The sequence below is a fragment of the Paenibacillus sp. JNUCC 34 genome (assembly GCF_058269055.1).
In genome coordinates this window covers 537,614-561,991 of the sequence record NZ_CM177770.1, presented here as the reverse complement: position 1 = coordinate 561,991, position 24,378 = coordinate 537,614, and the positions used below count along the sequence as shown (strand labels likewise).

Annotated in this window: 16 protein-coding genes; 3 read left to right on the top strand and 13 right to left on the bottom strand. The window is 44.5% G+C overall.

The window, feature by feature from the left end; all coding sequences use genetic code 11:
* Window positions 1-19: 19 nt before the first annotated feature.
* From AC2TF5_RS02460 to AC2TF5_RS02440, 5 genes are read right to left on the bottom strand one after another with little or no spacing between them, the layout of a single operon-like run.
* Window positions 20-757 (bottom strand): sugar phosphate nucleotidyltransferase, encoded by a 738-nt coding sequence (locus tag AC2TF5_RS02460; protein ID WP_491300720.1) that lies wholly within the window; start codon window positions 755-757, stop codon window positions 20-22.
* Window positions 754-1,878: a glycosyltransferase family protein gene (locus tag AC2TF5_RS02455; RefSeq protein WP_491300719.1), complete on the bottom strand. Its 1,125-nt coding sequence runs from the start codon at window positions 1,876-1,878 to the stop codon at window positions 754-756. Before AC2TF5_RS02455 ends, AC2TF5_RS02460 begins: the two co-directional genes overlap by 4 nt.
* 36 nt (window positions 1,879-1,914) lie before the next feature.
* Complete coding sequence (locus tag AC2TF5_RS02450; RefSeq protein ID WP_491300717.1) at window positions 1,915-4,068, bottom strand: methyltransferase domain-containing protein; 2,154 nt, start codon at window positions 4,066-4,068, stop codon at window positions 1,915-1,917.
* A 37-nt stretch (window positions 4,069-4,105) separates the two neighbouring features.
* Window positions 4,106-5,359 carry an ABC transporter ATP-binding protein gene (locus AC2TF5_RS02445; RefSeq protein WP_491300715.1) on the bottom strand — a complete coding sequence of 418 codons (1,254 nt, stop codon included), beginning with the start codon at window positions 5,357-5,359 and terminating at the stop codon, window positions 4,106-4,108.
* Window positions 5,360-5,371: 12 nt separating this feature from the next.
* Window positions 5,372-6,175: an ABC transporter permease gene (locus AC2TF5_RS02440; RefSeq protein ID WP_491300713.1), complete on the bottom strand. Its 804-nt coding sequence runs from the start codon at window positions 6,173-6,175 to the stop codon at window positions 5,372-5,374.
* Window positions 6,176-6,309: 134 nt separating this feature from the next.
* Between AC2TF5_RS02440 and AC2TF5_RS02435 the strand changes: the two genes are divergently transcribed.
* On the top strand, window positions 6,310-8,775 hold the full coding sequence (locus AC2TF5_RS02435; RefSeq protein WP_491300711.1) for an O-antigen ligase family protein: 2,466 nt from the start codon (window positions 6,310-6,312) through the stop codon (window positions 8,773-8,775).
* An 84-nt stretch (window positions 8,776-8,859) separates the two neighbouring features.
* On the opposite strand, the gene galU is transcribed toward AC2TF5_RS02435, so the two are convergent.
* The gene (gene galU, locus AC2TF5_RS02430; RefSeq protein ID WP_491300709.1) at window positions 8,860-9,741 is read right to left on the bottom strand and encodes a UTP--glucose-1-phosphate uridylyltransferase GalU; all 882 of its coding nucleotides are present in this window, start codon (window positions 9,739-9,741) and stop codon (window positions 8,860-8,862) included.
* A 95-nt stretch (window positions 9,742-9,836) separates the two neighbouring features.
* Window positions 9,837-10,541, bottom strand: coding sequence for a CPBP family intramembrane glutamic endopeptidase (locus tag AC2TF5_RS02425; protein WP_491300707.1), 705 nt, complete (start codon window positions 10,539-10,541; stop codon window positions 9,837-9,839).
* Between the two features lie 88 nt (window positions 10,542-10,629).
* Between AC2TF5_RS02425 and AC2TF5_RS02420 the strand changes: the two genes are divergently transcribed.
* Window positions 10,630-11,397 (top strand): MerR family transcriptional regulator, encoded by a 768-nt coding sequence (locus AC2TF5_RS02420; RefSeq protein ID WP_491300705.1) that lies wholly within the window; start codon window positions 10,630-10,632, stop codon window positions 11,395-11,397.
* 98 nt (window positions 11,398-11,495) lie between these two features.
* Here AC2TF5_RS02420 and AC2TF5_RS02415 read toward each other — a convergent pair whose 3' ends face one another.
* From AC2TF5_RS02415 to AC2TF5_RS02395, 5 genes are all read right to left on the bottom strand, one after another.
* Entirely contained in the window at window positions 11,496-14,009 is a 2,514-nt protein-coding gene (locus AC2TF5_RS02415) for a U32 family peptidase (RefSeq protein ID WP_491300703.1), read from the bottom strand.
* 273 nt (window positions 14,010-14,282) lie between these two features.
* Entirely contained in the window at window positions 14,283-15,368 is a 1,086-nt protein-coding gene (locus AC2TF5_RS02410) for a DNA alkylation repair protein (protein WP_491300701.1), read from the bottom strand.
* A 179-nt stretch (window positions 15,369-15,547) separates the two neighbouring features.
* On the bottom strand, window positions 15,548-17,482 hold the full coding sequence (locus AC2TF5_RS02405; protein WP_491300699.1) for a copper amine oxidase N-terminal domain-containing protein: 1,935 nt from the start codon (window positions 17,480-17,482) through the stop codon (window positions 15,548-15,550).
* Between the two features lie 2 nt (window positions 17,483-17,484).
* A complete protein-coding gene (locus AC2TF5_RS02400) occupies window positions 17,485-18,618 on the bottom strand; it encodes a S1C family serine protease (protein ID WP_491300697.1) in 1,134 nt (377 codons plus the stop codon).
* 181 nt (window positions 18,619-18,799) lie between these two features.
* Window positions 18,800-19,015: a hypothetical protein gene (locus tag AC2TF5_RS02395; RefSeq protein ID WP_491300695.1), complete on the bottom strand. Its 216-nt coding sequence runs from the start codon at window positions 19,013-19,015 to the stop codon at window positions 18,800-18,802.
* A gap of 397 nt (window positions 19,016-19,412) precedes the next feature.
* On the opposite strand from AC2TF5_RS02395, the gene AC2TF5_RS02390 reads away from it, so the two are divergent.
* Complete coding sequence (locus AC2TF5_RS02390; protein ID WP_491300693.1) at window positions 19,413-21,041, top strand: nitrite/sulfite reductase; 1,629 nt, start codon at window positions 19,413-19,415, stop codon at window positions 21,039-21,041.
* Window positions 21,042-21,349: 308 nt separating this feature from the next.
* Here AC2TF5_RS02390 and uvrA read toward each other — a convergent pair whose 3' ends face one another.
* Entirely contained in the window at window positions 21,350-24,235 is a 2,886-nt protein-coding gene (gene uvrA, locus AC2TF5_RS02385) for an excinuclease ABC subunit UvrA (protein WP_491300691.1), read from the bottom strand.
* Window positions 24,236-24,378: the final 143 nt, after the last annotated feature.

Below are 24,378 nucleotides of genomic sequence, written 5' to 3'. Positions count from 1 at the left end.
GTTTACCCCTTATCTACAATTAGAACTTACCAAATTCATCACCTAGTTCAATGTTTTTAGCTAATTCATTTGCACGAGCCAATGAGATATGTGTTCCAGCATCTGTCCACCAGCCCTGCAGAATATCAAAAGTAAGCTCTCCTCGTTCAATATATGCATTATTAACGTCTGTAATCTCCAATTCACCCCGCGGGGACGGTTTCAAGGTGCTGATAATATCAAAAACTCGACGATCATACATATAAATACCGGTTACAGCATAATGGCTTTTAGGCGCTGTTGGCTTTTCCTCGATTGAAATAATTCGATCACCTTGAATTTCCGGTACACCAAATCTTGAGACATCATCCACCTGTTGAATAAGTATTTTTGCTCCTGCCTTCTGCCTTCGAAATTGGTTAACATAAGGAGTAATATCATCAAGAAAAACATTATCCCCTAGAATAACGACCACTTGATCTTCTCCGACAAATTGCTTTGCCAAACCAAGTGCTTGAGCAATTCCCCCAGCTTCGTCCTGAACTTTATAGGTAAAAGAGACGCCTAGTTCACTGCCACTTCCAAGCAAGTTAACAACGTCACCCATGTGATCCCTACCGGTAATAATAAGGATATCGTGAAGACCGGCTTGTTTTAGTTTCTCAACTGAATAAAATATCATTGGGTATTTCCCAACCGGGAGTAAATGTTTGTTAGTCACTTTAGTTAAGGGATAAAGCCTAGAGCCAGTTCCTCCTGCTAGGATTATGGCTTTCATAGTGGTTCTCCTTCCAAAACTCGAACAATTTGTTTACATCGTTCACTCCACGTACTTCTCATTAAAAAACTCAACCTATCTTCAGCAGTATAGCTCTTCTCGTTATATTCATGAAGGTTCCTTACTAGTGCCAGAAACTCCGCTTCATTATTGTACAATTTTACATAAGGTAAAAACTTATCCATTTCCCCATAGTGAATAGCAATAATAGGTTTATTAAAATGAATATACTCATAGATCTTTACCGGATCAACCGCCCGAACCAGTTCGTTTAGAATAAATGGCATGATTAAAGCATCTGCCTGCTCAGCATAACATGGAATTTTGTCGTGTCCCATGACACCTAAATAATTCAAACGTGAATGTTGCGGAACTTTTGTGTCAATAGGACCGATCATAGTAACCATACTATTTGGTATCTGATGAAGAATACTTAGAATAAGCTCAAAGTCAATCCATCCACCAATTGTTCCGATGTACATTAAGTTCAACATATCATTTGGTAGGGTCAACTTTTCATTTTTCTTTATATACTTTATTTCATTTCTATGTAAAAAGGTCTCGCTCAATCCGTTATTGACCAAATATGGGGGGGCACTTATATATGCATAGTAACTAGATATAATTTTATCCCTAAGATAACTCGATGAAGTAAATATCACGTCAGCTCGTTGGATTAGATGAACCTCAAGTTCTCTCAATCTGGAAACCACATCCACATCTCGATAAAAACTCAAAAAGTCATCCATACAATCGTAAATGATGGTCTTTCCTTTTAATCTTTCCAGAGATACAAAATCCAGAATGATCGGAGAGGTAACCCAAATGTAATCATATTTCTCCAATGAATTTAATGCTTTTCGATTTATTAACTTTTCTAAGCCCTGTAACGTCCTGTATCGTCCCGATAAAGGTAACTTTGTCAGCGTAATAACATTTGAATCTGAATAACTATTTCGAGAATTCAAATTTTTGTTATGGTGACTGTCATAAAGCTTATCAATATAGAACAAATCCACATTATAGTATCGGGTCAATTCCTCATATAAAAAATGGGGGCGCTGCTTTATCCAATCCCAGTTTACATGCATTAGATAAGCCATTTTGGGTTTGTCTAACAAGCAATCAACTCCTCTTACCTACCTGAAAACTTTAATTTATAAATTTTGTCTAAGGAGACTTGCAATTACTTCGGCCTTTGAATCCCATGTATTTTCTAAAGCTTCTTTTTCTAGGATTTCTTCATATTGCTTGTCGCCTCTTAGTGTTAAACTTTTGTCTATTAATCTTATAAATTCATTTGAGTTTTTTCCAATAAGTACGGATTTATATTTTCTGCATTCAGGCATATCAGTTGTAACAATAGGCCGTCCTAGGGCCATATATTCAAATAATTTAATTGGAGAAGTTGAATCTGTAATGTCATTAATTTTAAAAGGAATGATAGAAACATCAAACCAATAGGCATATTCAGGGAGAACTTTATAATCAATTGGGCCGATTATTGAAATATTATCGTACTCATTCAGCTTAAACTGGTCCATCGAATTGTCATATTTCCAACCAATTAATAAGATCTGATATTCGGGCCTTTCCGTTGCTAGTTTTATAATTAATTCATAGTCAAACCAACTGGCAAATGCACCGTAGTAACCGATGACAGAGCTTTTTTTATTTAATACATTTTTAATTAATTCAGGTGCATCCTCATAACTGTAACTTTTTCGAAAATGATTGTAATCTACGCCATTTGTTACTAGTTCAAAATTGTTCATTCGAACGCTTTTAACCTCATCATACAATTTGTTAGCAGACGCTACTACAACACATTTTTCATTTTTCAGAATAAAGTCATGTTTCTGTATAACGAATTCCGGAATACTGCCAGAAAGCTCCTCATGAATCTCATCAATATATTCGTAAAAAATAAGATCACCATTCTCAACACTTTGTTCAATTAAGGCGTTTGTAGGATTCATATCCGTTGAATACAAATGAATAATTTTCTTAGTATCTAATTCCATCAATAAATCAAGTCGATTAGTCAAATAACACGAAGTATCAATTTCCTGAAAACCATTCACATTATCGTAACTGTTAGGTGAACAATAGAAGTACAAAAAACCGTGTTGGGCAAGCTTAAGCGCAATGTGTTGTGGTCTTTGAAATAATGGGATATTCCAGTCAACTAAATGAGGGAACACAATTATCTGCTTGTTTTTATGTTTTCTTAAAATTCGCTTTAATTGCTTTTGATGTTGATAAGAGTGAATCGTTTTATTTTTCACAAAAACTTTATCATATAGCTTTCGTAAAAAAACTCTTACTCCCGATGATTTAATGATTTTAGCTGACTTATAAATGTACAGAAATGGCTTGGTATCGCGGATTTTGTAATATTTTAATGCTAATTTCCAAACGCCAGAATTGTAAATTTCATTAAGTTCATTTTCTGACCTGAAAACTCTTTGACTAAGTAATTGGCTTTCTCTCTCCATTTCTTGCAGATTATTCTCCAGTCCACTTATGTTTTCTTGGAGAGTGATTGAATTGTTCTCTAATTTTTCTATTACTTTTGTTTTTTCATTTACTTCATTAATAAGTTTATTTTGAATTTCAGTGAGACTGCTAATATGTCTATTTATTATTGGAATATTTCCATTTGCCGACTCTATACTAAAATTGCTGTAGTCCACCGTTTGTTCATTGCTGTATATAATCATTATTTGCTTACCCTGCCAGTGGCTTGAATTTTCAAGAGTGCAGTCAATTTCTTGATAGTACACTAAAAGATAGTTCTTAAGCTTTAATGGAAAACTCTTATAATCAAACGTAAAAAAATGTTCTTCTATAAGAGAATATTCTTGAAACGGAATTAGAAACACCATGAATTCTTCGCTATTTTCTGTTAACTTCTCCATTATACTTATGGGGTTTGAAAAATGTTCTAATGTATTAGAAGAAAAAATAACATCATACTTTTCTGTCAGATGATTTACATCACCACTCTTAAAGTTCAAGTTGGGGTAGTAAAATTGCGCTCTTTCTATCGCTTCTTCAGAAAAATCAATTCCTACCACTTCTGAATCCACAAACTTCTGTGACAATAGTTGAGTCGCATCACCTTCCGCGCACCCAATGTCAGCTATACTCAACTTGTGATCAACAACTTCCCTAACAAACCATTCAGGAAACATGTTTAGAGCAAGTTGCCCAAAAAAAGCTGTTTGGCCTCTTCCCTTGTTATCCTCCCAGTCGGTTGTAAATCTGTTATTCCAATATTCTTTGCTATTCAATACTTGGTTACTCATTCCAATAGCTCCTTATTGATTATTTATGAGATAGGACCTACTTAAGAAAAGTGATATTTTGTTCAACCGGAACGTTAATTAAGCCGAATAGCTGCTTCTTAGAGGTGACTTTGAAATATGCCGCCCCTTCTATATAGTCATAGTATTCTGGGGATGGGTTTGTTCTATCTTCTAGAGCGGCGATTAAAACATAGTCCCCTTGATTCAAATAGTTATTCAAAGTGAATTGGACTTCGATAAGACAGTCTTTCCTGTTGATTCCTTTCAATTCATTATCATAAGTAGTAGATACAATTAAGTCTTGCCCTGTCGTATTTTTAATCGAGAAGGCTACACTAAGTGTACTCGCATTAACATCTGAGGAAATATAGGCTGTTATCTTTATTGTAAATGGCTCTCCAACTTCAAGAACTTCTGTCTCACGCAAAGAACTATTAAATAGAACAGCCGATTTAATTAGACCCACATTTCTCCCCCATCTATTAATAGGATTAAATTGAGTCACCCTTTCTTGAACATCCTCATTGACATCATTAGCAATTGCAGAGGTTTGATCTCTATTCATGTATTCAACGTAACTAGCAGTTACCTCAATAGTTGCACCGACTTGCTGTAGCTGCCCTTCATTAATCCAAATAACCCTATCACAAAAATTCCTAACCGAGTATACGTCATGGCTCACGAATAAAATAGTTACACCTGTTTCTTTTAGTTCTTTGAACTTCTTAAAACACTTCGCCTGAAATCTTACATCTCCTACCGCCAATGCCTCATCAACTATCAATATTTCAGGTTCCACATTAATAGCTACAGCAAAAGCCAGTCTAGCGAACATACCGCTCGAATACATTTTGACTGGCTGGTTTATGTAGTCTCCAATTTCAGCAAATGATAAAATATGATCTAATTTTGAATCCATATCTTCTTTTGAAAAACCCATTATGGTTCCATTCAAATATATATTTTCTAAACCAGTAAATTCAGGATTGAAACCAGCTCCCAGTTCCAACAATGCTGATATTTTCCCATCTACATAGATGCTACCAGAAGAAGGGGTTAATACTCCCGTAATCAGTTTTAACAAGGTGGACTTACCTGATCCATTTTTCCCAATGATCCCTACCGTCTCTCCCTTTTTAACTTCAAACGATATATTATTTAAAGCAAAAAATTCATGATAGTACTTCTTTCGACCGGGATGTAGAGTTTCTTTTAACCGCTCTATAGGTTTGTTATATAATTTGTATAACTTCGAAACATTAGATACCTTTATAGAAAGATCTGAAGACATAAGTTTAACCTCCTATAAAACGTCTGCAAAATGAGGCTTGAGCTTCTTATACAAAAACATGCCTATTGTAGAAAAAACTAAAACGACCAACCAGAAATATATTGTTTGATAATAGTGGTGCCAAAATCCAACTTGATGAATCATTGAGTCTCTGTATCCTTCAATAATATAAAATAAAGGATTTAACTTAAAAATAAATTGATATTCTGTTGGAACAACATTAAAAGACCAAAAAATAGGAGTCATCCAATAAAAAATTTGTAAAAACATTGATATTAATTGACCGAAATCTTTTATAAAAACAACTAAAGATGAAGTAATCCATGACAAACTTAAAACTAAAGCAATCATACATATTAAATAATAGAAGACTTGTAATTGATATAGACTTGGTGAGTACCCATACAGAAAAAAGAGTAGAAATAATATGAATACAAAAAACAAATGAATAAAAAGGGCACCAATTATTTTGATTAGTGGAAGAGCACTGACCTTAAAAACTACTTTTTTCACCAGATAGCTATTTTCAACAATTGAATTCATTGCACCTGTCATGGCATCAGAGAAAAAGAACCATGGGATTATTCCGGATATGAGCCAAAGAACGAATGGAAAATCTTCTACGGGGTTACTTTTAAAACCTACTTGAAATACAAACCAATAGATTAATATCATAAATGTAGGTTGAATAAATGCCCAAATAATGCCCAGATAATTGCCAAGATACTTTGATTTAAAATCTTTTTTTGCCAAACTGAAAATCATTTGTCTACTTTTATAAATATCTGTAATGAAATTACACAGATGTTTTAGCATTCTTTCGCTCCTTCCAAAGTTACATTTACGTTCTAGAACTACCCATTTATTAGAAACTACTCACCTCTAAACGTAGTTTCAATACATATACTATGATAAACTATCGTCGTACCTATAGGAAAAGGAGCTAATTAATGTTGCGGAAAACAGTAATTGGTAAAAAATCTACTACTCCCTCGAAGGGCAACAATAAGATACCTGCGTTATCTTGGATTCTATTGATTGGAACCATGTTATTTCTAGCCTGGACGCCGTTCCAAACCGCGTTGTTTAATGGCCAAATGCTAGAGTTTGAGAAGCCCATTTTCCAGGCAGCTGCTGCTGCTTGTGTTCTGCTGTTCCTATGGATCGCCAAATATTTTAAAAACATCCGATTGGATGATCAACGAGATTGGCTAATAGTAGGCGTCCTTCTTCTTCCTTTATCCTATGTTATTTCATTGTTAGGGGCTGCTTCCCATTATCTCGCTATGAACATGGTTATTGTCCAGTGCATTTATGCCATTATGTTTTTGATTGGATTATATCTGCTGCAAGATAAATTTGGCAACCGAGTAATCCAAACAACTATCATGACGGTAGCCTATGCTATCGTAGGTTTCGGACTTTTGCATTGGTTTGGACAGGGAAAGACCGCAGGTGCAATTGTAAACTGGTTCTCCAAGACGGTTCTGAACGGCATTTACACAAACGCTGTAATGGTAGACTCGAACGGCCTGCGTCTAACTTCCGTCTTTCAGTACGCTAATACATATGCTGCATTTCTAATGGCATTTTTGTTCGCAGCTGTCTTCTATATTACTACTTCACGTAAATGGTACAGCCAGGTTTTCCACAGCTTCATGCTGGTGCCAATCATCGTATCCTTACTGCTGACATTGTCTCGGGGCGGGCTTGTAATGCTGCCGGTAGTATTCGCTCTACTTCTCATGTTCCTGAAGCCTGCGAAGCAGATTCTCTGGATTCTATATTGCGCTATTGCAGGTGTGGCATCGTTACTCATCTCCAAACCCGTCACTGAACTGGGACTGCAGCTGAATGAAAAGTTTAACGCTGGTGGTGCCCTCAAAGGTTGGGGAATCTTGCTCGGAGTGTCCGTAGTAGTCGGATTACTCGGATGGGCCATTCAAACGTATGTTGCTCCAATGCTAGATAAAGCGCTGGAAAGATGGTCTGCGAAAAAAGGATCCAGTCTATGGATTCCGGTCAGTTCCGTTGTTCTTGGCGGACTGTTGATCTTCCTATTCATCGGCACGAGTGTGAAGAACATTCTGCCGCAGAACATCGCTATCCGTCTGGATAACATCAATCTTAACCAGCACAGTGTTCTGGAACGCTTTACATTTTATAAAGATGCGATGAAGGTGGTTGCCGATTATCCCGTATTCGGAGCTGGCGGAGGGGCTTGGGCCTCGCTTTACGAGCAATACCAAAACAACCCATACACCAGCCGTCAGGCTCACAACTTCTTCTTACAGTATTTGATTGAAGTTGGGATTGTCGGATTTCTTATTTTCATATCGTTTATATTGTTTATTTTCTATAAATATATTCGCGGTTACGTTAAAACCGATGAAGAGGACCGTAATTCTCACTTCTTGTATGTCATTATCGTGTTATCTATATTGATACACAGTATTTTGGACTTTAACATGAGTTATGTTTTTATCGGGATTCTAGTATTCCTTGGACTCGGTGGTATGGCAGCCGTGATGGACAGCAAGCCGCTGACAAAATGGAAGATGAAAGATACGACAGCCAGAGGGATGTACAGTGCTGCCGTAGGAATCGGTGCAATCGTGATCCTGATTACGTCTATTCGATATATTCAGGCAAGCAGTTCAGCACTGGAAGCTCGGAAATTGGCCCAAACAAGCAAGTCTTATAATGAGATTAAAGCACCTCTCGATAAGGATCTTAGCATACGCCCGAGCCATCCGGACTCCGTGCTTCTCCTGTCCTCTCTATATCACTCAGTTTATAAGCAGACCCAGGATGAAGCATTCTACAATATGTCCGTCGAGCTTCTGAGCAAAGCTCTGAAAGACGAGCCGAACAACAAGTTCATGATCAATCGCCTTATCCAGGGCCATCAACTGAAAAATGAGAAAGATAAAGCCTTCGATCTTCTTATGGCGAATGCCAAGAAGTTCAAGTGGGATATTGAATGGCATGAGCAGATTATTAATCAAGCCTTTGACCTGGGCTATCAAGCATTGGGAACAGACGATACGGCCGCCAAAGATAAGTACTTCAATAGTGGCACCGAGGTTTTCGAGAAAGTGCAAACAGGTATTAAGCATCTCACTACACTGCCAGAAGGCCAACTCCAAGGCCGGGCGTTTGAAAACACTCCTGAAATGATCCTGAACACGGGCAAAATGTACTTCATGACCGATCAGCCTGATAAGGCAGCCGTAGCGCTGAAGATGGGCCTTCAGGATGATCTGTCTCAGACGGCCAATCAGGATATTGCCCAATGGTACCTTGCCTCCCTTCAAAAGCAGGGGCAAAGCGATGACGTTCTAATGGACAAACTGATGCAAGTCAATCCGAATTCTAAGCAAGAAATTCAGCAGTTAGCTGAGCTACAATTCTAGAAAAACAGAGGGGCAGCTCCGGTAGAAATTATCTACCAAGAGCTGCCCCGCTTTATTATTGTATTTATGAAATGTAGTTATTATCTATTGCTTTGCAGTCTCTTTACACATTACGTCTTTCATATATTCCAAAAGTTCTTCACGCAACTCTTCCTTCTGCAACGCATAATGCAAATTAGTTTTTATAAATCCTAGTTTTTCCCCCACATCGTGACGCATACCCTCAAACTGATAAGCTAAAATTGGTTCTAACTGAGCCAATGTAGACAACGCATCCGTAAGCTGTATCTCACCGTTTTTCCCTGCCTTTTGTCCTTCTAATAAAGCAAAAATATCTGGCGGTAAAATGTAACGCCCCATAATAGCAAGATTGGAAGGCGCCTCATCTCTAGAAGGTTTCTCTACCAGTCTGGATGTCTCATAAATCCGATCCGCCTTTTCGCGCCCATCCACAATTCCATATCGATCCACTTCATCCCAAGATACCGGTTGTACACCTACAACAGCAGAATGATAGGTATCATAGACGTTTATCATCTGCTTCAGACACGGCACGTTGGCCTCTACAATGTCATCTCCGAGCAAAACCGCAAAAGGCTCGTCTCCGATGAACTTACGGGCGCACCAGATCGCATGACCGAGACCCTTCGGTTCCTTTTGCCGAATGTAATGGATATCTGCCAATTCAGAAGGACGACGCACTTCCTCAAGCAAACCCCACTTCCCTTTTCCCGCCAGATTATGTTCCAGTTCGAATGAAGAGTCAAAATGATCTTCAATTGCTCTTTTACCCTTGCCTGTAACAATAATAATATCTTCAATTCCAGATGCTACTGCCTCTTCAATGATATATTGGATCGTCGGTTTATCCACAATCGGAAGCATCTCTTTAGGCATGGCTTTAGTTGCGGGAAGAAACCGTGTGCCGAGCCCCGCCGCCGGGATAATGGCTTTACGTATTTTCATGTCTGGGCTCCTTTCAGAATAGGATGGAATAATCTGCCTAACATCTGTCTTTCAGACTATTATATCAGTCATCTGAGCCTTTTACATAGATATACCTACCCAAGTGCCGTTAATACCACAGCAATCCCATTCACCAACCCATGAATGATAACCGCCGGCCATATCGAATTCGTCCGCTCATACGCCCATGCAAAGACAACGCCGCACAAAAAATTTACCGGCATCGCATTATATGTTGGAATGTGGACAACCGTAAAAATCAGCGAGCTCAGTAGAATCGCCCAGCGCATACCTATACGTGTACGCAGCCAGCGGTATAAAAAGCCGCGATAAAATATTTCCTCATAGATCGGTGAAATAATTGCTGCTGCTACAAAAGCGATAAACACAGTGAAGATGGTTACGTTTTGCTGCATAGCCTCTGTTTTACTGTTCTCATATGTATTCCCGATAAAACTGGTAAGCACCATGACCAGTACACTACCAACAATTAATAGAAGCGTCCATAAAAGAATGCGTCCCCAATCCTTCGCCGGAAATGATCTTATGCCCACTTCACTCCATGACAACCGTTTGGGACGAAGTGCAACAAAATACACACCTGATATCAAAACAACTGCTATCGTGAGTCCCGTCAATGTTCCCGAATACAGCTCGTTTCCAAGCCACTGTGTATAAGCAGGTTTTACTACAAATTTGATAAATCCAATTACAAAAACAAACTCGAGCAGTAGCAAAGCTACAAACTCTTTCCATGTCCAGTTGTCTTGTTCCTTCCATCTCGTCACGCTGCTATTCATTGCTCATACCCCTTTATCTTCTGTGATATAATTTCACTATATAAGGTGACGCAACGTCACCTGCAAGCTTTTTATTAGGAGGTACAGCATGAATCGATGGACCACCGGACAAGTATCGAAGCAGAGTAATGTTTCTGTCCGCACACTGCGTTATTATGATCAGATCGGTCTTCTCACCCCCAGCTTTAAAGATGATAACGGCCGGCGTCACTACTCTGAAGAAGATCTTTTCACCCTTGAAAAAATCACACTGCTTAAATCGCTCTCACTGCCACTCGAGGAAATCCAAAATGTGCTGGAAAAGCTGTCATTTCGGGATATTTTAATCGCACATCACAATCATCTCCAAGAACAGTTGACCCTACTTCAGAGCAGTATTTCGAACACGAATTCCTTAATCAATATGATAGATCTGGAAGGCTCAATATCGTGGGAGAGAGTATCCAGTCTCGTGCGAATCGCTCAAACCAGCTCTAAAAAATGGATGGATTACTTTGAAGATGATGAACGTCTGTTCTTGAAGCAAGCTCTTCCCAATCTCAGTAACAACGACCGGATGACCCAGCAATACATTTCCTTATTACGGCGTATCGAATGCTGTGTAGAGCAGTCTATTGCACCAGAATCGGAAGAAGGATATTTAATTGCATCCGATTTGATCGAGGTTTCGAATGAAACCTTCGGAGGTGACGAGGAGCTGATGAACAAGTTCTGGGAGGTGCGGAAACAGCCTGTAGAAAAGTCTGGGCTGTACCCAGTATCTGAGGAAGTTCTGGATTTTGTGGAGCGGTGTATTTCCTATGCTATGGAACAAGATAAGCGAACGGAAGCAGCGTTGGTCATGGAAAAGCAATAATAATGATTTCATATGTAAAATAATAAAAAAGAGCACGATTGAGGCTTTATCCCTCGATCGTGCTCTTAAATATTTGTAGAGTTTAACCCGCTTCAACCCTACTTCACCAGTTGCCCACGCGTTACGCCGAGCTGGTTGGTCGCCTTCAGCTTCTTCCATACCTGTGTGCCGCTGATCTCGCCGCGAAGAGCGCGGTTGTAGAGGTCGATAACTTCGTGCACTTGCTCTGGAGTCTCTTCCAGGAATTCGACTCGGTAGCTTGATACACCGAGCTCCATGAAGTTCGCCAGATACTCTGCACCGGACTGCTCGATGGCGTTGTATACTGTGTTACGGCAGCCTTCGTCCACCCGTACAGGGTGAGACATGCCGATCCGGTCTTGAAGCGATACGCGCTGCTCCTCACAAGGACGGCCGCAGTTCGTAAAGTCCGTTCCTTCGCTCAGGAACGTGCAGTACACGCAGTGCTCCGTATGGAACATCGGCAAATGCTGATGGATAACAATCTCTATATTGGACGTATCCGCCTTGCCTAGCAAGTCAACCATCTGCTGGATGTTCAAGTCATACGACGGTGTGACAGCGTCACAGCCAGCTTCGAGGAACAGATCGACCGCTTTATGATTGGCGATATTCAGCGAGAAGTCACCGATGAGGCGCGGATGCTTCTTGTCCGGGTTCTCCATCCGGTGGCGCAGGTAGAAATACAGCGCACCAGTGTTGCGTACCAGCACGGCATCCGGCTGCAGGCGCAAAATATTGTTGTGGTAACCGTTCTCGCCCGGCATATGGATGCGCGGCGTAGCCAGCGCAATCTGCTTGCCCGCGGCGTGCACGGCTTCTACTGCTGCCGGGAACTGCTTGATAAACTCGAAGTCGGCGTATATCATCTCCACGCCGGCTTCGATTGCAGCCTCTACCTGCGGGAGGCTGCGGCACAGCGCGGTAAGCTGCGCTTCACCGCGCATGACTGGCGCTGCTGGCTTCGCCGCATCGCCATAAACCGACACTGCCCGCTTCACATACACGGGCGGCTTCGGACGCTCGCCTTCGAGCAGCTCCACCGCACGGCGGCGGATGCTGTTCAGCTCGCGCATAGGGACGATGACGTCTCCGTACAACTCGACGTCAAGCTGTTCCAGCTGGAACACCGTTCCGCCCAAGCGACCGAACTGCTCCTCAAGGAGCTCACGGTTCATTGGACGCTTCTGGGCGATCTCCAGTTCCAGCTCCGAATCCACCTGGACCGTTGTGCCCTTCTGCACGTCGGTCCACCAAGTTGACAGCGGCTGTCCAGGACGTCCGCTGACACGCACATGTACCGGGAATACCCGGTACGGCTTATCTGTCTCATACGTCTGCCGTAGACGTTTGTCGAGCGCCGGATCGTTAGTCTTCCAAATCCGGTCACCAACATGAAGCTTTCGCAGGTCCACATCACTGCGGCCTGGTACGATGTCGATGATCCAACCTTCCTCAGCTTCGCTCTCGAGCTTCACACCTTTACGGCGCACGTCGTACACGCGGCCGCCTTCTTCCTTCTTCGTCGGATCTCCAGCGTCAAACACAATACCGTCGCCGCGCTTCAGCGGTGCTTCCAGCTTACATACAACACCGTCGCGAAGAATCTGCTCTACCCGACCCAGATACACACCCCGGCTTTTCGGGAACGTGCCTTCCACCAGCTTTTTATTGTTCGTTCCGTCCAGGAAGCCGTGCGTAAATCCGCGCGAAAAGCTCTGCTGCAGCTCCCGTACCTCTTCCTTGCTCGGCTTCGAATCATCCCCATCAAAATACCGGTCGATGACCTTCCGATATTTACTGACCACATTCGCAACGTATTCCGGACTTTTCAGACGTCCTTCGATTTTAAAGGACATGACGCCCGCTTCAATCAGCTCCGGCATCAGATCAATGGCCGCCAAATCTTTTGGAGACAACAGGTATGCCACATCGCCCATCGGCTTTTGTTCGCCATCCACCATGAGATCATACGGCAAACGGCATGCTTGCGCGCATTCTCCGCGGTTCGCCGAACGGCCGCCCCACATCTCGGAGGTCAGGCACTGACCAGAGTAGGATACGCATAAAGCCCCGTGCACGAACACTTCCATCGGCAGTTTTGCCTGCTCACCGATTTTTTGAATCTGCTTCAAATTATTCTCGCGGCCCAGTACAACCCGCTCCATATCAAAAGGCTTCGTAAACTCCACCGCTTCCGGTGATGTAATCGTCATTTGTGTCGAGCCGTGGATCGGAAAATCCGGAGAGATCTCACGGATCAGCTTTACCAAACCAAGATCCTGCACAATCACCGCGTCCACACCTGCATCAACACAAGCGTCGATCAGTTCCTTGGCATCCTCCATCTCATTCTCGAACACCAAAATGTTAAACGTCAAAAATCCCTTCACACCATAACTGTGCAAAAATCCCATGATCTCCGGCAGCTCGTCCATCCGGAAGTTATTGGCACGTGCCCGCGCGTTAAACTTCTCTACCCCGAAAAAGATCGCGTCCGCACCATTTGCCACGGCAGCACGCATGCAGTCCCAATCCCCTGCGGGTGCCAGCAGCTCCACGTCTTCTCTTCGCAAATCTTTTGTATCCATCTATATCCTCCCAAACCAGCAAGTCCTGCCGGTTACTGTAAATATTTCATCACTTTCAGAAAACATTGCATATCCAACGTCAACAGCAGCTCTCTTTACGTGAATCATACCGTCTAGAGACCTATGGTTCTTTAACTTGTCTAGTGTACCAAATGTGGGGGGATACCGAAAGCTTTTCTATGAAATGGCAGAGGCGAACTCACGACTAAATTGACGCGTTTACGTAAAACGCTAACTCCTCTCGGTGGTCGTCAAGATCCACGTCCCAACCAGCTACTCCTCCAGCACAAACGAAACGGACGCCATCCTCTTTCCGTTAACCAAAATATCCAGACTGTGCTCTCCGGGATAGAAGCGCCGAGTTGAGATTACTTTAAAGGATTGCTTTTTCGTCACCTTATGACCGCCTGGAGCGTACACCTTATCCGAACATTTATAGCGCTTTGGCGCCTGCTTCCCATTCGCCTTCATGTACCCGATCTCATAGTCAATCCGAAGCGAGCTCGCTTGATCACTCCCGTTGATTAACGTAAAAGAAAATTCCAAGTCCTCACCCACGGCAATGACCGGATGCTTCACCTGCAGGGATGCAACCTCCATGGTTTCCTCAAGCTCTTCGTATCCAAAAATCGCCAAGGCCCGTACATCACCCCGTCTCAGCAGCGTGCGCAAAGCATGTCTTACAATCCAATCCGTTAGCGGATGACCTCCGTACCACTTTCCTGCCAGGTCTAACACCAACTCCGGATGATCCTTCGAAATGTCATTCAGATGGTTCGCCACACTTTTCCGAACATATAGCGACTTATCTTCCTTCAACTGTGTCAGAATCGGCAAAACAGGGCCCGGATCACGGATTAGCTCAGGCAACTGCTGCCCCCAAGGAAGACGCGGTCTGCACCCTTCACTGGCAAGCCTGCGTACATGTTCATTATCGCTCTGCGCCCACTCTGTTATCTGAGCAATCATCTTATCCTGTTCCCGAATAATGAACGGCCGAACGGCAAACTCCGAGGTAGAGAACTGAGTAAAGAACTGAAGCGCCTGCATGGATCGTTCAAAATCCTCCATCCCGTTCACCTCGACAAAGTCCGGGATAAACAAATGCTCAATTCCTCTGCATTCTGGGGCCACCTTATAAAGAACATCTAAAGCTTCGACATAAGAAGGCGGAAGCGTCCCCGTCAGAGCATGTGTAATATGCCTTATGCGCTGCTTAAACTCCTCAGCCTCCCAAGTCTCATCGTGAATTAGCGACTTGAATTGCTCTGTATTAAAAGCCGGATATTTCTCTTTTACCTTAACAGCAAACGATTCCACAAAAGACGTTGAAAACATATCTTTTAAAGACTCTCTCATTCCATCCCCTCTTCCTCTTCATTAAAAATGAAATTCATATGAATGTCATAAAGCGCACACGAATTAACGATATAAAAAGCCAAGCAGTCGTAAACTGTTTGGCTCTTTATCAAATGGTACTATCCAAGAAAACTCATTCATTCATTTAATAATTTATCATCTTAATAATAGCCTAACCCTCACTTCACCAATTCAAACGAGGCCAGTGCCTTCTCAATGGCTTGTTTCTGAGCTTCCGTGGCATTTGAATCATTGAGCACCGTCGATATGGTATACGTTATACCGTCGCTTTCAAAAACGATCTGATTGGACGTATACGCAATTTCATCCCTTATCTGGTACGCCTTGAACGATACAGCCGGAGCTCCGGCAAACGTAATGTTGTCTGTTCCGAGAAGTTTAACTTCACTATTGCTGCCTGAAGTTGCTTCCTTGTAATACTGCTTCAGCCCGCTGATCACGTATTCCGCCTTTGTCTCTTTATCAGCCGTTATCTCGAAGCTGCCTCCGACGAACCCGTATTCTACCTTTGATGTATCAAAGCGGTCACTGATCGCTGTCCAGTAGCGCGGAATAGCTACGTTGTAACGATAAGTGTTGGAGCTCTTGACTGTCATTTTAGACTTATCCATCAAAAAGTCTTCATCATCGATCCGGCCAAAGTTGGCGGGAACAACATCATAATCAATATATATCGAATTCAGCACATCTTTCCATGCCTTGGCGGTCTCTTCTTGTCCCTCAGGTACGGTATATTCCAAATAATAGCGGTAGCCATTCTCTTGCAGCATGACTTCGTACTCCGTCGTCCAACCGTCGCCAAAATTGTAGCGGACCTCCTGAACTTGACCTTTTACATCGTTAATAATCACTGGGGTTAATCCAACCACTTCGTAGGCTTCCGGCACAAATGCTTCCGCGAGCCAACTCTTCATCTGATCGACCCAGCCGTTAAGTGTGCCCGCCATTCCCTTCGGCGCAGAGGTCACCCTTATGGACAGATAGCCCTTCTCTTCATCTCCATAAAACATCTCCTGATTGTTGACCGCCCAGCTTGCCGGAACACCCGCCACAATACCGTAGTCCGGATTCACGACACTGCGGAGTCCATTTTCAATCGAAGAAAGATCCTTTAGACTCTTATCCCCTGTATTAAAGGATGGCTTGAAGGAATTAAGCAGTCCAGCGTATTTATCCAAATCCTTATAGTGCGAAGCATCACCATCGGCGAAATAAATTCCGTACACCTTGTTGTTCGCGTAATACCCCCGGCCTTCCCATAATACGCCTTCCGAATCACGTGAAATGATGCGTGCATAAGGCACTACTGCCCGCATCACAATCTCCCGGTCCAGCACAATATCTCCTGAACTGCGGGCGTCCTTCACCAGCCTCTGCAAAAGATCCTCGGTATCCAGCTTCACCTGCTGCGGCGTGGCATGAACCTCCAGATAATAACGTCCGGTCGCATCAGAGAACACCGCAACGCTCTCATTATCTGCACCGCCTCCGATAACCATGCCGGAAGGGTAATTCATGCTCCATTCGTAATAGCTATTGCCAATCCGTGTCTTGCCAGCCGTAGCGTCGATGCCCGTATTGTTCTGTGTCGACTCATCTTTATCCATCACGTCCAAGCTGATGCTCAGCTTGCCGTTTTTGTCAGCATATACCTTGGCTCCGATTCCTTCTGCTACCGGACGAAGTGGGACCATCAGTGTACCTGACACCATCTGAGGTTCCACCGTTAGGTTGATCTTCTTCCCATCCACCCATGCTGTCGTGCTACCGATGGACATCACAACAACATGTGGTCCCTGGAGAACCCGGACTCGGCTACTGCCTTCCAACTTAATTTGGCTACCGAATGCTTTTTTGAACACACCGACAGGAACCATAACCGTGCCTTGCTTGATATACGGTTTGGCAATCGTATAAGACTCGCCGTTAACGACAGCTGCACTGCTTCCCTTCTGCAGAGTGAGCACCCGTTTCTCTATCGAGTCTCCCCACACCGGCAGCGATAAGGAGGCGCTGAGTACGAAGGCAGCCAGTAGTGCGGCGGATGTTCGCCATACTTTATTGTGAACAAGCGTGTTCTCTGACTTCATCATTACTACTCCTCCCCTGCTGCCGCTATAGCCGCTACAGCTTCTGTTTTATTTTCACTACTAAGTGTGAGCGTGCGGTTTACGATATCCCCATCGCTTTGCATCAATACATTAACCTTTGCCCCAGGCATAAAATCCTTCAGCATTTCATTGATATCCACTACCGAATATACCCGTTTCCCATTGATCGAGTAGAGCACATCATCTTCTTTAATTCCAGCTTTCTTGGCTTGAGCCGACAGCACCTTTGTGACAGTTAGCGGATCATCACTCGGAAGGCCCACGATCGCAGACCAACTTTCCTCCAGTGAGAGTCCCAGTCCTGCCCGTTTCACTTCACCATACTTCAGCAGATGACTGGTCACATATTGGACAGTTTCCGTCGGAATGGAGAAGCCCATATTTTCGACCTCTACGCCAGAGAACTTCATACTGTTAATACCGATGACCTCACCCTTCAGGTTAACGAGCGGTCCGCCGCTATTCCCGGGGTTAATCGCCGTATCCGTCTGAATCAGCCGGTATGAACTGTCCACACTCCGGTCGAGGCCGCTGACCACACCTACCGTCGCAGAATTACGGAGCGTGAAATAGACCGGTGTACCAATCGCGATAACCTTCTCACCTACCTGAGCCGAACGGCTGCTCTTGGCGAACTTGGCAGGTGTTAGCGACTTAGCGTTGATTTTGACCAATGCTATATCACTAGTCGTATCGCTGAATACTTTTTCTGCTTTGTATGTTTTATTGTCAGCCGTAACGACCGTAATACCCGTATTCCCATCGACAACATGTGCGTTCGTAATAATCCAACCATCCGATTTGAAAATAACCCCTGTACCGTGAGTCAGATTATAGCGGTCTTCTCCGCTTTGAGTGTTTCCTCCGGATGTCTTACCGATGATTCCAACAACGGAGGGCGACATATTTTTAATCACTCGCGGAACCGGATCCTGTTCGTATGTATAGTTGGCACTGCTTGTATTTTCGCTAACAGATTTTGCCTCTGCCGTTGTCACGAAAATTGGCGACAGCCCCACGCCGAGTAACAGTGTTATACTCAATAGCGTGCCTACGGCCTTTCTACTCCCAGAAATCCTCATCTCTTCACCCGTTCCTCTCCATACGTTAGCCTGCATGGCTACGTGTACTCCTCAATGTATCACAGGGGCATGGCCCGTACAATTGCTATAAGACCTAATTTCCACCTAATATTTTCCTCCATTTATGCAAAATCTCTATCCTAGTAGACGCACATAGACGAAAAAAAGACGCCCTCACTGTGTCACAGCGGGACGTCCTCTTATGTATCTTGTTCATTCACTGACTGGTGCTGAACCAATTCATGACCATCGCATAGTCCGAGTAGAGAAAAACCAGCAGACTGACAATGCCGAAAGCGATTGCGAATTTATTCTTCTGACGGGCAGTTAACAAGCGGACTACACCGATAAAGATCAGGATCGTAAACAAAATCATGAAAATATCAAATGTTTTGAAATTGGAACCGGTTTCCGCAGCTGCTGCAAGGAACATAGAACGAACCTCCTCGTGGTTTCTCGGGCATTTTACATATCTTCTTCTATGTTATCCGCGCCCACGCCCTTATGCAAGCCCTTCCTCTCAAAAAAAGTAAAAAAGTCACAACTTTTTCTCATATTTAATCATTAATGCAACACATTTTATGAATTCCTTCCTTGACTAAAAATATTTGACCTAAAAATCACCCCGTCAGATTGTCTCTCCACTTGCCCGCAGACTCCATATTCCAAAAACAATCGATTTGAAAATTTGATAAAGAAATCCATTTTTTCATTTACGGACACGATGATGTGTGATAATATCAACTTCAATATCATACTATTCAAATCGGAATTAATTATTTAACAGCATGACATAACACTCAAATCATGATGCAGGAGGCGTTATTCACATGGCTTATGAACCGATATGGACGGCTAACCCCGACAAGCTGAACAAATTTGAATTTGTAAAGCTTGAGAAGGACGGATTGGACGTAATCCGTACCATTATTGAAAAATATGCAGTAGAAGGCTTTGACTCCATCCCCGCCGATGATATGGACCGGTTTAAATGGGCCGGTGTTTACCAGCAAAAACCGAAGGACGGACATTTCATGATGCGTGTCCGGATCAACACAGGAATCATGACGACTGCCCAGGCTCGTGCCTTGGCCGATATCGCCAGACTATATGGTCGTGATCTGGTTGATGTGACGACACGCCAGGCGATCCAGTTTCACTGGCTCACCGTCGAAAGCTTACCTGATATTTTCCAAAGACTTGAAGATGTCGGTCTATACTCCTATGAAGCGTGTGGAGACTGCCCGCGAACAATTGTTGGCAATCCCTTGGCGGGCATTGATCCGCATGAGCTGATGGATACAACTGAGCTTGTGGAGGAGATCAACAGCTTTTTCCTGCTGAACCGTGATTTCTCCAATCTGCCGCGTAAATATAAAATTTCGATTTCTTCGAACCGCTACAACAACGCCAATGCTGAAATTAACGACCTAGCATTAACTCCAGCGGTGAAAGTTATCGATGGTAAGGAGGTTATCGGCTTCCACGCGATGGTAGGCGGCGGCCTCTCTGCCAAACCTCATTTGGCTCAGTCTCTCGATATTTTTATCCGTCCGGAAGAAGCGCTAAAGGTTGCAGTCGGAGTCACCACGATCTTCCGTGATAATGGATATCGCGAGAAGCGGCACCATGCCCGTCTTAAATTCCTTGTTGCCGATTGGGGCCCGGATAAGTTCAAGGAGAAGCTCGTGGAACTGGTCGGTGAACTCCCTTCACGGGGAGAGGATAAAACCATTGGCTGGCAAGCAGCCTACTTCGACGGTGTTCACCCACAGCGCCAGAAAGGGCTCAACTATGTCGGATTGAACGTTCCGGTAGGACGCCTGAATGCCAGTGAGTTAGTGCAGCTTGCGGATCTGTCTGACAACTACGGGGATGGAAAAATCCGTACTACTATGTCGCAAAACATCATCCTGAGCGGTGTACCAGATCATCAGGTTGAAGAGCTGCTCAAGGCTCCTATCTTTCAGCGTCTTACCCCAGCTCCGAAACATTTTATGAGCCGTACGGTTTCCTGCACCGGTAACGAATTTTGTAACCTTGCTGTAGTGGAAACGAAACAACGTGCGAAAGTCGTTGCGGAGTATCTTGACGAGCATGTTGAACTCGATGAGAAGATTCGTATTCACTTTATTGGATGCCCGAACTCCTGCGGCCAAAAGCATATCGCGGATATCGGTCTACAAGGCACCTTGATCAGAACGCCAGCTGGTATGGTGGACGCATTCGATATTGCTGTTGGCGGATCGCTTGGACCAGGTGCACAGCTGAACAAAGCACTTAAAGGCCGGGTCAAAGGGGATAACGTGGGTCCCGTGCTCGCACAGCTCCTGTTGTTCTACAAAAATAACCGCCTGTCACCAGAAGAAAGCTTCTTCGAATACGTACAGCGTGTCGGTGTGCCAGCATTCCAGGAGAAGCTGACAGAAATTCTAGCTTCCGAAGTGGTCGCTTCCTAGTCCAGACCGCACTTAGCGATAGTTTTTCTTGCGAGATTAGGATCTGCTTACTCCGAAGTTTATACTTTCTCATCTTCAAAAAAAGAACCGAAGCCCTTGATGACAAAGGCTTCGGTTCTTTATGTTTCCTGTAAAGCTTTTCCCTCGCTGAATGATTACCCGTCACACATCGTTTTTAAGCGGGTAAAGCTCCCCGGAAGTTACTTCGGTTGATTCTTGACTGGTTACATCCAGTCTCGCCATTGACCTGCACCTCATGCAGAGCCATTAGACTTCCAGTCATGGAGAAGGCACATTGACTCTTACAATTACTTCGCCGCAGACTCCTCTATAACCGCATTTTCTTGATTCCAAACTTCCGTCCGTTTCGTATCCCGTTCCAGAACCGGTTTAAGATACTTGCCGGTGTAAGATTCAGACACCTTCACTATCTGCTCCGGTGTACCGGTGGCGATAATTGTACCACCGCCGCTGCCACCCTCCGGTCCAAGATCGATCAGGTAATCCGCGGTCTTGATGACATCGAGATTATGCTCGATTACGAGGACCGATTCGCCGGAATCCACCAACCGGTGCAGCACGACAAGCAAACGGTCAATATCATCAACGTGCAGACCGGTGGTCGGCTCATCGAGAATATACATCGTCTTGCCGGTGCTGCGGCGATAAAGCTCGGAAGCAAGCTTCACCCGCTGGGCTTCCCCGCCAGACAATGTGGTCGCAGGCTGACCCAGCTTGATGTATCCGAGACCCACATCCATGAGTGTCTGCATCTTCCGGTGAATCTTCGGAATGTTCACGAAGAATTCTGTTGCATCCTCAACTGTCATCTCCAGTACATCGGAAATATTCTTCCCTTTGTACTTCACTTCCAGTGTTTCACGGTTGTACCGCTTGCCCTTACATATCTCACATGGCACATAAACATCCGGCAGGAAGTGCATCTCAATCTTGATGATTCCGTCACCGCGACACGCCTCACAACGGCCGCCCTTCACGTTAAAGCTGAAGCGGCCCTTCTTATAGCCGCGAACCTTCGCTTCGTTCGTCTGGGAGAAAATATCACGGATATCATCGAACACCCCGGTATAGGTCGCTGGGTTGGAGCGCGGAGTCCGGCCAATCGGCGACTGGTCAATGTCAATAACCTTCTCGATATGCTCTAGACCGCGCATTTCACGGTACTGACCCGGACGAACCCTTGCCTTGTTCAAGTCGCGCGCCAGCGTCTTGTACAGAATTTCATTCACAAGTGTCGATTTACCGGAGCCAGATACACCGGTAACGGCAGTAAAGACACCGATTGGAATTTTGACATTGATATTCTTGAGGTTGTTCTCCTTGGCACCCCGAATTTCCAACCATCGGTCATCCGTCTTGCGGCGCTTGCTGTTAACCGGAATAAACTTACGTCCGCTCAGGTACTGTCCTGTCAGCGAATTCTCGTCTTCCATAATTTCTTTCGGAGTACCTTGCGCGATAACTTGACCGCCGTGGATTCCCGCTCCCGGACCGATGTCAATAATGTAGTCCGCCGCCATCATCGTATCCTCATCATGCTCTACGACGATCAGCGTATTGCCGAGGTCACGCATATGCTCCAGTGTTGAGATCAAACGGTCGTTATCCCGTTGGTGCAGACCGATGCTCGGCTCGTCCAAAATGTAAAGCACACCCATCAGACTCGAACCGATCTGGGTTGCAAGCCGGATCCGCTGAGCTTCCCCACCGGACAGCGTGCCGGCCGAACGGCTCAGCGTCAAATAATCCAGTCCGACATTGACCAGGAAGCCAAGACGGCTGTTGATCTCCTTCAGAATCAGGTTCGCGATCTGACTCTCTTTCGGGGTTAGTTCCAAATTTTCAAAGAAACGTGTGGCTTCCCCGATAGACAGACTTGTGGCATACGCCATATTCTGGTCGTTAATCGTTACAGCAAGGGTTTCTTTCTTAAGACGGTGTCCCTTACACACATCACAAGGCTTTGTGCTCATATATCCTTCAATGTGCTCGCGAATGCCGTCGGAGTTCGTATCACGGTAACGGCGTTCCAGATTCGGGATAATCCCCTCAAAAGTTACCATTGCTTCCTTCCGTTGCCCAAAATCATTCTCGTATTTAAAATGCACTTTCTGGCTGCCTGTTCCGTACAGCAGTTTATCCATCTGATCCGGGTCCAGCTCGCTTACCGGCACATCCTGCGGAATCTTGTAATGTTCACACACGGATCTGAGGAATTGCGGATAGTAGGTTGATGTACCTCCGGCCCATGCTTGAAAAGCACCGTCTTCAATGCTTTTGCTTGTATCCGGCACAAGCAGATCAGGGTCCACAATCATCTCAACACCCAGACCGTCACAATCAGGACAAGCCCCGAACGGCGTGTTAAAAGAGAACATCCGCGGAGACAGCTCGTCCATACTGAACCCGCAGACCGGGCAGGCAAAGTTCGAACTGAAGCGCAGCTCCTCCTGACCCATGATATCCACCAGAAGCTGTCCTCCCGATAGATTAAGTGCCGTCTCGATCGAATCAGCCAGTCGGGCTTCAATATCCGGCTTTACCACAATCCGGTCAACTACAACTTCAATCGTATGCTTCTTGTTCTTTTCCAGCTCGATATTTTCTGATAGGTCTCGCAGCTCACCATCCACGCGTACGCGTACAAAGCCCTGCTTCGTGATATCCGCGAACAGGTTCTTGTGCTCGCCTTTCCGCCCGGAAATAACCGGCGCGAGAATCTGCAGGCGCGTCTTCTCCGGATACTGAATGATACGATCTACCATCTGTTCTACCGTCTGGGATGTAATCTCAATCCCATGCTCCGGACAGTGAGGGTGGCCTATGCGGGCAAATAACAACCGCAGGTAATCATAAATCTCCGTAACGGTTCCCACCGTGGAGCGGGGGTTACGGCTTGTCGTCTTCTGATCAATCGATATGGCTGGAGACAGTCCGTCGATGGAATCGACGTCCGGCTTCTCCATCTGGCCCAAAAACTGACGGGCATACGCCGACAGTGATTCTACATAACGACGCTGTCCTTCTGCGTAGATCGTATCAAACGCAAGCGATGATTTACCGGAGCCGCTCAGTCCGGTAAGCACTACGAACCGGTCCCTCGGGATCGTTACGTCGATATTTTTCAGGTTGTGGGCACGCGCGCCCTTAATCACGATATTGTCACTTGCCAAAAGATATCATCTCCTCACTGCTTCACACAGCCAAACTATTATTCCAAGTAGAAACGGCTTTGCCTTCCTTATAAAGGCGGTGGCCGTTTCTATGCTCACTCTTTTATTACGATTACTCCAGACAGCGCTACATGCGCATTCTG